A 9,524-nucleotide genomic window follows, 5' to 3' on the forward strand; every position below is an offset into this window, starting at 1 on the left:
AGGCCGGCGCCGTCGCACCGGCCTGTCAGGCTCGATCAGTAGCGGATGCTGAACGACGCCCCGTAGGTGGCGGGCATGCCCGCATAGCGACCGATCGTGTCGAAAGCCGCGACGACGTTGGTCCAGTAATATTTGTTAAAGACGTTCTTGCCGTACAGCTGCAAACGCCACTTGTTGTCGGGCGCCGCGATGCCGGCACGCAGGTCGACGATCGTGTAGGGATCAATGAGCAGTGGGTTGCCGACAGCGGATGCCGTCGTCGGCGGGGCGAAGTCGCCGCCGACAACGGCGACGGTGCCCGACCGGTAGGTCATAGTACCGCCCAAGAAGGCATCGAACGACTCGTTCACCGGGATCCGGTAGTCGCCGTTCAGCGAGACCTGATATTTCGGCGTGAAGGGAACGCGGGTGCCGTCGAACACCGCCGCGACGCCGGCCGCGTTGATGCCGGAGAACTTCTTGATCTGCGCATCGGTGTAGACGAACGATCCCGACATCGTCAGGCCGCCCAGCGACCGCGTCCCGACCTCCAATTCGAAGCCCTTGATGTCGGACTTGGGGATGTTCTGGAGGATGTCGAGGATGCCGAACGGCAGCGCCAGGGTCTTCGACCGAAGCTGCTTCGCCTTATAGTCGTAATAATAACCGGCCGCGGTGATGTTGATCAGGCGATCGAACAGCGACGTCTTGATGCCGGTTTCGAAGGCGAGCACCGACTCCTGCTTGACCGGCAGGAACTGGGTGAAGGCGGAGGCCGAAACCGCCGGAAAGCTGCCTGCCTTGTAGCCCTTGGCAACGTTGCCGTATATCAGCAGGCCGGGTTGCGGCTTCCAGTCGACACCGACGCGCCAGGACAGGTTGTCTTCCTTGAGGGTCGACTTGAACCGGCCCGGAGCACCCGGCGACACGCCGTTGATCGTGGTGCCTTGATCATTGATCACATAGCAGGCGCCCTGAACATAGGGACCGAACGCCCCGCCGAGCAGGAGGTTATAAAAGAAATCGCCAACGTCGGGAGTTGCCGCGATATCGCGGGTGCAGAGGTCAGCATCACGCTTCGAGTTGGTATAGCGCGTACCGGCTTTCAACGTGACGGTGTCGGCGATGTCATGCTCGATATTGGCGAAGAAGGCGTAGTTGGTCATCTTCTGCTTCGCCGTATAATTCGGCTCGCAGGTCGGGAAGAAGATCGCCGCAGTCGACGAGTCAGGACAGCTAGCCTGCACTTCCTGGAAAACCTTGCTGCGCTCGAAGTTCGATCCAACGACCCAGCGCGTCCCCGAAGAATCGCTGTTGGCGAGGCGGAGTTCCTGAGCGAAGCTCTTGATCGTACCGCGGTTGATGGTGAGATCCAGCGATACTGCCGGCAGGCCGTCGCCCTCGTTGCGCTGCTTCTGCTTGAAGTCGACATAGGAGGTCAGCGAGGTCAGAGTGATCGAGTCGGTGACATCGAGATCGCCGCGGAGCGCGGCTTGGAACATGTCGTTATTCTTGTACGGCAGGCCCGGCGTCCAGTCCGAGGCACGCGGCTTGCGGGGGGAGAAGCTCGCCCCGGCAACGTCGGGATCGAGCACTGCTTGCTGAGGCAGAGTCGCAACATATTGCGGCGACTGGGTCTCGCCTTTTTCATGCCAGCCATTGAGGTTGAGGTTGAAGCGGAGCCTTTCGACCGGCTCGAAGTCGAGCAGCACGCGTCCCGCGATGACCTCCTTCTTGCCGTTGCGGTCACCCGGCCGGGTGTTGCTGACCTGCCATCCGTCGGCGCGCTCATAGCGGCTGGAGACGCGCACGCCGACCTTGTCGCTTAACGGGCCACTCACATAGCCCTCAGCGTCGATCGCATTGAAGCGGCCATAGGAAAGGCTGAGGCCGGCCGAGAGATTCTTGGTCGGCTTGGCGGCGATATAGTTGATCGCGCCTCCGGTCGCATTCTGGCCGAACAGCGTGCCCTGCGGGCCCTTGAGCACTTCGATCCGCTCGAGATCGAAAGCGGAATGGCTGGTGGTCGCCGGGAAGGAGAGCGGGAATTCGTCGATATAGACGGGAACCGTCGGATAGGCGCCGAGCGAGGTCTCGTAGAAGCCGACGCCGCGCAGCGTGAACACCGGAGTCTCGTTCGCGGTGGGCGTGAAGGACAGGCCCGGAACCGTCTGCGCGATGTCGGCCAGCGAGGAAATCTTTTGCGTCTTCAGCGCATCGCCGCCGAGCACGGCCACGGCGAGACCCACGTCGGTAAGCTTCTGCTCGCGCTTGTTGGCGGTGACGACGATATCGGCATCGGCCGACTCCTCGGCCGGAGTCGACTGCGCACTGACGGCCGATGCCCAGACAAGCGCGAGAAGGGATCCGCCGATCGTCAGGGCAAGAGCCCGGTGTGCGTGCCGCTTACCGACAAACCCGTAGGCCATTTCTTCTCTCCCACATTCTACGATTATCATGAAACCAGACGCCGCCCCTCGGCGTCGGATGGAGGAACAACCGAATGCCGCGCTAACTCCAACGCTGCAATGCTAGGAAGATGTCGATGCTGGAGATGTCCCATTTATAAGGGACATTGCGAATTGCGACGCGCGCCGAGGCGCCGACCGACGATTTTGAGATTATTTCGGCACGGCGCGGTAGGCCCAACAATGTCCCGCGTCCCATTCGGTAGGGACATGATCCGTGATCGCGCTCGCTAACTATCTCGGGCAAAATGGAGGATGCAGAATTGCCATGCCCGCTCATTTGCTTGTTCGTTCGATCGTGCCCGACGTGCAGCATCGCGCCGCGTTCGATCGCTGGTACGGCGAGGACCATATGGCAGAGGCGATCCGCGTCTTCTCCCCATCGCGCTGCTGGCGCTCCTGGAGCGAGATCGACGCATCGGTTCATTACGCATTTTACGAGTTCGATACGGTCGAAGCGCTGAAGGCCATGACGAGCACCGAGGCTTTTGCCGAAATGATCGCCGACTTTACACGCACCTGGGACGGCAAGGTCACCCGCGAACGCGATTTCATCCAGTCGGTACAACTGGTTGAGGCGCGACCCGCCCCATTGGATTGAGTGATCGCAATATCGCATGACAGCCGTGCAAAGACGCGGAACGGGAGGATCAAAATGCCAATGTCAAAACGCACGCGCATCCTCATCGGCTTCGTCACATTCGCCACCGTTCCGGCAATGACGCTGCTCGCCGGCGGAGCATCGCCTCCGTCGGGCGTATCGGCCCTGGTCGATCAGTCGGACGGCCGAAACTGGGCGGCCTTCGGACGTACGTTCGGCGAGCAGCATTTCAGTCCGCTGGCCGATATCAATGACAAGACGATCGGGCGGCTCCATCTTGCCTGGTATGTCGATCTGCCGCCTGAAGCATCGATCAGCGCGCCGCTCGCAATCGACGGCGTGCTCTACACCGCAACCGGGCACAGCGTCGTTCGCGCCTGGGACGCGGGCTCGGGCCGCCGGTTGTGGGAGTTCGATCCAAAGGCCCCGGAAGCGTCGGGGATGAAGCTGCGCCAGGGCTGGGGCAGCCGCGGTCTCGCCTGGTGGAATGGAAAGCTCTATGTCGGCACCCAGGATGGCCGGCTGATCGCCATCGACGCCAGGACGGGACGCGAGATCTGGTCGCAACTCACCGTATCGAAGGACGATCTGCGTTTCATATCGGGCGCGCCACGCGTCTTCGATGGCAAGGTCATCATCGGTCATGGCGGCGCCGATGCCGGCGATACGCGTGGCTATGTCACCACCTATGACGCCGAAACCGGCAAGCAATTGTGGCGCTTCTACACCGTGCCGGGCAATCCGGCGGACGGTTTCGAGAACGACGCCATGGAGATGGCAGCCAAGACCTGGTCTGGCCAATGGTGGAAGTTCGGCGGCGGCGGCACGGTCTGGAACGCGATGACCTATGACGCGCGAACCGACACCGTCTATATCGGCACCGGCAATGGTTCGCCCTGGAACCACCGCGTTCGCAGCCAGGGCGAGGGCGACAACTTATTCCTCTGCTCGATCGTCGCGCTCGATGCGAAGACCGGCCGGTATAAGTGGCACTATCAGATCAATCCCGGCGAGAGCTGGGACTATAACGCCGCCATGGACATGGAGCTTGCCGACCTCGATATCTCCGGCCAGCGCCGCCAAGTGCTGATGACGGCGCCGAAAAACGGCTTCTTCTACGTCATCGACCGCATCACCGGGAAACTGATCTCGGCCGAGCCGATCGCCAAGGTCAGTTGGGCGTCCAAGATCGACCTCGCCACCGGTCGTCCCGTGGAGATGCCCGGCATCCGCTATGCAGACAGCCAGAAATCGGTGATGTGGCCCGGGACGGCAGGTGCGCATAACTGGCTGCCGATGTCGTTCGATCCCCGCACGGGCATCGCCTATATTCCGAAGATCGAGATGGCCACCATCTATGACGACAAGGGTATCGATACCGGCAAGTGGCGGCGTCCGAGCGGCAACTTCATAGACGGCGCGAACCACGCGGACATGATCACGCCTCTTCCGGGCGCGGGGACCAGCGCGTTGCTCGCCTGGGACGTGCGCCGGCAAAAGCCGCTTTGGAGCGTCCCGACCCCCGGCTTCTGGAACGGCGGCACCATGGCGACCGCGGGCAATCTTGTCTTCCAGGGCCACGCCGACGGCAGCTTCAATGCTTTCGCATCCGACAGCGGCAAGAAGCTCTGGCGGTTCGACGCGCAGGTCGGCGTGCTTGCGCCGCCGATCACCTATCGGGCGCGCGGCCGCCAATATGTGACGGTGCTTACCGGCTTCGGCGGCGCGGGGGCGATCCTGGGCGAGATAGCCAATAGATATGGCTGGGATTATCGCAGCCAGAAGCGGCGCATCCTGACCTTCGCGCTCGACGGAAAGGCAAGTTTACCGCCGGCATCGCCCACCGCCGCTCCGGTCGAGCCCGACACCGATTTCGCACCAGACGCCGCGCTCGTCGCCGAAGGGCAAGCGGTTTACGGTGCGCGCTGCACCTATTGCCACGGCGTGTTCGCGGTCGCCGCTGGCCTGGCGCCCGATCTGCGCCGATCGCCGATCGTACGCGACAAGGATGCTTTCGCCGCGATCGTCCATGGCGGCGCGCTCGTCCCGAACGGCATGCCGCAATTCGCGGAGCTCAGCGATCGCGAACTCGAATCGATCCGGCAATATGTGCGCAGCGAGAACCGGAAATCCTTGCGCAAATAGCACACCGCCCGCGCCATGCGGACGGTGCGCTTGCGATCAGACGGCGTAGCGCGCGCCGGTCTTTGCGGCGATCTCGTCGAGGGTCACGCCGGGCGCCAGTTCGACCAGCCGGAAATCGCTGGCATGATCGGGGCGCTCGAATACGCCGAGATCGGTGATGATCATATCGACCACGCCCTTGCCGGTCAGCGGCAGGCTACAACTCTGCACGAACTTGGATTCGCCGTCCTTGCTGCAATGATCCATGGCAACGATCACGCGCTTCACCCCGGCGACCAGGTCCATGGCGCCGCCCATGCCCTTGATCATCTTGCCGGGGATCATCCAGTTGGCGATGTCACCGCCTTCGGAGACCTCCATTGCGCCCAGGATGGTCAGGTCGATATGGCCGCCGCGGATCATCGCAAAACTCTCGGCGGAGCCGAAATAGACGGTGGACGGCAGTTCCGAGATGGTCTGCTTGCCGGCGTTGATGAGATCGGCATCCTCCTCGCCCTCCAGCGGGAACGGCCCGATGCCGAGCATCCCGTTTTCGGACTGAAGCGTCACCGTCATCCCGTCGGGGATATTGTTCGCGACCAGTGTCGGGATGCCGATGCCGAGATTGACATAGAAGCCGTCGCGCAGTTCGCGCGCGGCCCGCGCTGCGATATCATTTCGTGTCCATGCCATGGTCAGGCCTCCACCGTCCTAACGGTCCTGAATTCGATTTTCTTGTCATAGGGCGCGCCGCAGATGAGGCGCTTGACGTAGATTCCGGGCAGATGGATCGCGTCGGGATCGAGCGTGCCGACCGGCACGATTTCCTCGACCTCAGCGACACACAAGGGCGCTGCCGTCGCCATCACCTGGTTGAAGTTGCGCGCGGTCTTCCGGAAGATCAGATTGCCGGCTTCGTCGGCCTTCCAGCCCTTGATGAGCGCCAGGTCGGCGCGGATGCCGCGCTCCATGATGAAGACGTCGCCATCGAACTCGCGATGCTCCTTGCCGTCCGCGACCAGCGTGCCCACCCCGGTGCGCGTGAAGAAGGCGGGAATGCCGGCGCCACCCGCACGGCACCGCTCGGCGAGGGTACCCTGCGGACAGAACTCGACCTCCAGCGAACCGTCGAGATATTGCCGGGCGAACTCCTTGTTCTCCCCGACATAGGAGGAAATCATCTTGCGGACCTGGCCGCTGCGGAGCAGCTTGCCGAGCCCGACACCGTCGATCCCGGCGTTGTTGGACACGCAGGTCAGCTGCGTTACGCCGGAGGCGAGCACCGCGTCGATCAGCCGCTCGGGAATACCGCAGAGGCCGAAGCCGCCGACGCTGAGCATCATGCCGTCGTGCAGGAGCCCGTCCAGGGCTTCCTCGGCGCTTGCAAAAATTCGATTCATGACAACCTCATGCTTTGACGGGTTCGAGGATCGAGACGGCGCTGTTGACCGCACCGCCGCCGAGATTGAGGCAGAGGCCGAGCTCGGGCGCTTCGTCGAGCTGCATGTCCCCGGTCTCGCCCAGCAACTGGCGCGCGACCATCACGTGCATCGAGACCCCGGTGGCACCGACCGGATGACCCTTGGCCTTGAGTCCGCCCGACAAATTGATCGGCAACCGCCCCTGCCGCGTGGTCTGGCCTTCGCGGACGACCGCGGTCCCCTGCCCCGGCTCCGCCAGACCCAACGCCTCGACCGACAGCAGTTCGGCAATCGTGAAGCAATCGTGGACTTCCGCCAGGTCGAGATCGTCGACTGTGATGCCCGCCGTCTTATAGGCCTGCTGGATCGCCCGGCTGGGGCCCTCGAAATGCTCGAGACGCTTGGCCGACAGCGGCAGATAGTCGCTGACCATCTCGGCCGCGCGGAAGCCGACGGCGCGGCTGAACCGATCGAGAACCGAACGGTGCGCGATTACCAAGGCGGCAGCGCCGTCCGAGATCAACGAGCAATCGCTGAGCTTCAGCGGCGCGGCGATCATCGGGTTGCGCTCCGATACCGTCATGCAGAAGTCGAAGTCGACCGGCTTGTGCATATGCGCCAGAGGATTGCGCATCGCATTATCGTGGTTCTTGACCGCGATGTGCGCGAGCGCCTCAGCCGGATCGCCATAGGCGGCGTCATAAGCCTGCGCGAAGCGCGCGAAGATCTGCGGGAAGGACATGCCCTGTTCTTCGGCCTGGTAGCTTGCGCCGCCGAGCGCGCTGGTCACCCCGGCGGTGTCGAGCGCCGTCATCTTCTCGGCGCCGACGACCAACGCGATGCGGCACCGCCCGCTGTTGATCGCGTCGAGCGCCGAGTAGATCGCGGCGCTGCCCGACGCGCAGGCATTTTCGCAGCGTATCGCGGGCTTGAACCGCAGGCCGGGATCGGCATGGAGGATCATCGACGAGCAGAAGCCGTCGGGCACGAGGCCCGAATTGAAGTTGCCGAGCCAGACTCCATCGATATCGTCGCCGGTCACGCCGGCATTCACCATGGCGTCGACCGCGGCTTCGCGGATCAGGGCTTCGAGATCGAGGTCTCCGAGTTTTCCAAAGCGCGTGTGCCCCCACCCGACGATATGCGCGTCCATCATTTTCTCCAAAGAGATGAATTCCCGCCAATGCGATCGGCAGAACGATTATCATTGCCGTGGACGGGCCATGCTTGAATGCCCCTTTGGTGGGGACACGGCTCTGAAGAAAAGCACGATATCGTCGCGCAAAAGAGGATACCGGATGAGCAGCTTTCGACCCGAATTCATCGATACCGTGCCCGAGCAGGCGGCGCGATGGCGTCGCGTGGTGGTCGGCGAACGGGACGGCAAATCCGTCGTGGTCATCGACGAAGCCGAGTGCCCGTTCCAGATGGGCGTTGCTGGCGCCCTAGGCGTCGCCGTGACAGATTTATGGAAGACGTTTGCAAATCCCGAATGTGATCCCACAGGCCCCGACAGCTGCAGCATGCCGCTCAGCTTCGGCCCACCGCCGGGCGGCACAGTCGTTCAAATGCTCGAATGGCCGCCGGACAAGGAGCTATTCGGCGTCTCCGATCCAGCCATCGCCAAGGCGGCGACAAACCATCGCACGGCGAGCATCGATGTCGTCTATATCATTTCCGGCGAAATCTACGCGATGCTGGACGAGGAAGAAGTCTGCCTCAAAGCTGGTGATACGCTCGTTCAACGCGGGACCAGTCACGCCTGGAGCAACCGCCGGAATGAACCATGCCGCATGCTGGCTGTGATGGTTTCCGCCACCGCGTTCAAAACCCGCCGTTGACTTCCGGCTTCAGATCACCGCTTCAATTTATGATAGCGGTCGAGTCACTCGAAATTCACTTCGCCGATCGCAACAAAGATCGGCTCGAAGAACCTAGCACTACTTTGGCAGAAGTATGGAATGCAGCGTTGATAGCGCCGTTCCGCAATGCGGACAGTGGCGTGACGGCGGGCGTAACAAGCGATCAAGGATGGCCTGACGGACAGCGGGGAGGCTCGGCTGAGGAGGCGGACCGGAGACTCTTTTTTTTCCGCCCCGCCTGAGCGAGCCTTCGTGTTTGAAGGAAGGCATAGGCGATCATTGTCATAAGCGCATGGCGATGCAGCCCGGTCCACGAGCGGCCTTCGAAATGGTCGAGACCGAGTTCCTCCTTGAGTTGCTGATGCGCCTGCTCGCAGATCCAGCGCGCCTTGATGGCGCCGGCGACGTCCTTGATCGGCGTGTCGGCAGGAAGGTTCGAGAGATAGTATTTCCGCTCGCCACTGGAGCGATGCTCGCCCACCAGCCAGGCCTCTTCGCCCGGCATATGCTGTGCGCCTGCGGCGCCGATCCGCTGTGGTGGGCCATCGGCGATCCGCACGCGCATGACCGCGAAACGGGCCGTCAAGCGACCCTTTGTTCCTCGACGCCAACTGACCTGCCGCCACCTTGCCTCTTCGATCATGGCATGGGCGGCCCGGGATTTGGCGTCGGGCACATGCCGAACCCGCGGTCGTCCACGCCCCGCCACCGGGAAGATCAGTTGCACGTCTGCGGGATAGACCTTCTGATGGCGGGGGACGCCGACAGCCCAGCACAATCCTCGATCGCTGAGCGCCTGCCGGAAGGGCGCTGACAGGCCGTAACCGGCATCCGCGAGGACGCAGCCAAAGCGCACACCGGCAGCTAGGACGCGGTCGATCTCCTCAATGGCGATGTCAGGCTTTGTGCGATAGGCTTGGAACGCTTCGGGCACGCCCGCCCTTGCCATGCGGGGCGTATCGCTGGTCCAGCTTTCCGGGAGGAACAGTCGCAGGCCCAGCATGAGCGGAACTTCCCCCGAAGCCAGCGTCATCGACACCAACGTCTGGCAGTTCGCGTTCTTGCCCAG

Annotated in this window: 8 protein-coding genes; 3 read left to right on the plus strand and 5 right to left on the minus strand. The window is 62.8% G+C overall.

Going from position 1 to position 9,524, the window contains the following annotated elements; translation table 11 throughout:
* Nucleotides 1–35: 35 nt before the first annotated feature.
* Nucleotides 36–2,408, minus strand: a complete 2,373-nt coding sequence (locus B5X82_RS24515; RefSeq protein ID WP_079650965.1) for a TonB-dependent receptor — start codon at nucleotides 2,406–2,408, stop codon at nucleotides 36–38.
* Between the two features lie 256 nt (nucleotides 2,409–2,664).
* On the opposite strand from B5X82_RS24515, the gene B5X82_RS24520 reads away from it, so the two are divergent.
* Nucleotides 2,665–3,048, plus strand: a complete 384-nt coding sequence (locus B5X82_RS24520) for a hypothetical protein (protein ID WP_139385161.1) — start codon at nucleotides 2,665–2,667, stop codon at nucleotides 3,046–3,048.
* A 60-nt stretch (nucleotides 3,049–3,108) separates the two neighbouring features.
* Nucleotides 3,109–5,193, plus strand: a complete 2,085-nt coding sequence (locus B5X82_RS24525; RefSeq protein ID WP_209047672.1) for a PQQ-dependent dehydrogenase, methanol/ethanol family — start codon at nucleotides 3,109–3,111, stop codon at nucleotides 5,191–5,193.
* Between the two features lie 36 nt (nucleotides 5,194–5,229).
* On the opposite strand, the gene B5X82_RS24530 is transcribed toward B5X82_RS24525, so the two are convergent.
* The 3 genes from B5X82_RS24530 to B5X82_RS24540 are packed head-to-tail and all read right to left on the minus strand — an operon-like array spanning nucleotide 5,230 to nucleotide 7,746.
* Nucleotides 5,230–5,865 carry a CoA transferase subunit B gene (locus B5X82_RS24530; RefSeq protein ID WP_079650970.1) on the minus strand — a complete coding sequence of 212 codons (636 nt, stop codon included), beginning with the start codon at nucleotides 5,863–5,865 and terminating at the stop codon, nucleotides 5,230–5,232.
* 2 nt (nucleotides 5,866–5,867) lie between these two features.
* Entirely contained in the window at nucleotides 5,868–6,572 is a 705-nt protein-coding gene (locus tag B5X82_RS24535) for a CoA transferase subunit A (protein ID WP_079650971.1), read from the minus strand.
* Between the two features lie 7 nt (nucleotides 6,573–6,579).
* A complete protein-coding gene (locus tag B5X82_RS24540; protein WP_139385162.1) occupies nucleotides 6,580–7,746 on the minus strand; it encodes a thiolase domain-containing protein in 1,167 nt (388 codons plus the stop codon).
* A gap of 145 nt (nucleotides 7,747–7,891) precedes the next feature.
* On the opposite strand from B5X82_RS24540, the gene B5X82_RS24545 reads away from it, so the two are divergent.
* Nucleotides 7,892–8,434: a cupin domain-containing protein gene (locus B5X82_RS24545; RefSeq protein ID WP_176152698.1), complete on the plus strand. Its 543-nt coding sequence runs from the start codon at nucleotides 7,892–7,894 to the stop codon at nucleotides 8,432–8,434.
* A gap of 184 nt (nucleotides 8,435–8,618) precedes the next feature.
* Here the strand turns inward: B5X82_RS24545 and B5X82_RS24550 are convergent.
* On the minus strand, nucleotides 8,619–9,524 hold a 906-nt coding region (locus B5X82_RS24550), incomplete at its 5' end, for an IS701 family transposase (protein ID WP_079650979.1).

Source organism: Rhizorhabdus histidinilytica (genome assembly GCF_900167915.1).
GTDB classification, from domain to species: domain Bacteria; phylum Pseudomonadota; class Alphaproteobacteria; order Sphingomonadales; family Sphingomonadaceae; genus Rhizorhabdus; species Rhizorhabdus histidinilytica.

Coding starts and splice junctions, on each gene's coding strand:
- B5X82_RS24545 (WP_176152698.1), top strand. CDS start 7,892: ATGAGCAGCTTTCGACCCGAATTCATCGATACCGTGCCCGAGCAGGCG.
- B5X82_RS24540 (WP_139385162.1), bottom strand. CDS start 7,746: ATGGACGCGCATATCGTCGGGTGGGGGCACACGCGCTTTGGAAAACTC.
- B5X82_RS24535 (WP_079650971.1), bottom strand. CDS start 6,572: ATGAATCGAATTTTTGCAAGCGCCGAGGAAGCCCTGGACGGGCTCCTG.
- B5X82_RS24525 (WP_209047672.1), top strand. CDS start 3,109: ATGTCAAAACGCACGCGCATCCTCATCGGCTTCGTCACATTCGCCACC.
- B5X82_RS24515 (WP_079650965.1), bottom strand. CDS start 2,408: ATGGCCTACGGGTTTGTCGGTAAGCGGCACGCACACCGGGCTCTTGCC.
- B5X82_RS24530 (WP_079650970.1), bottom strand. CDS start 5,865: ATGGCATGGACACGAAATGATATCGCAGCGCGGGCCGCGCGCGAACTG.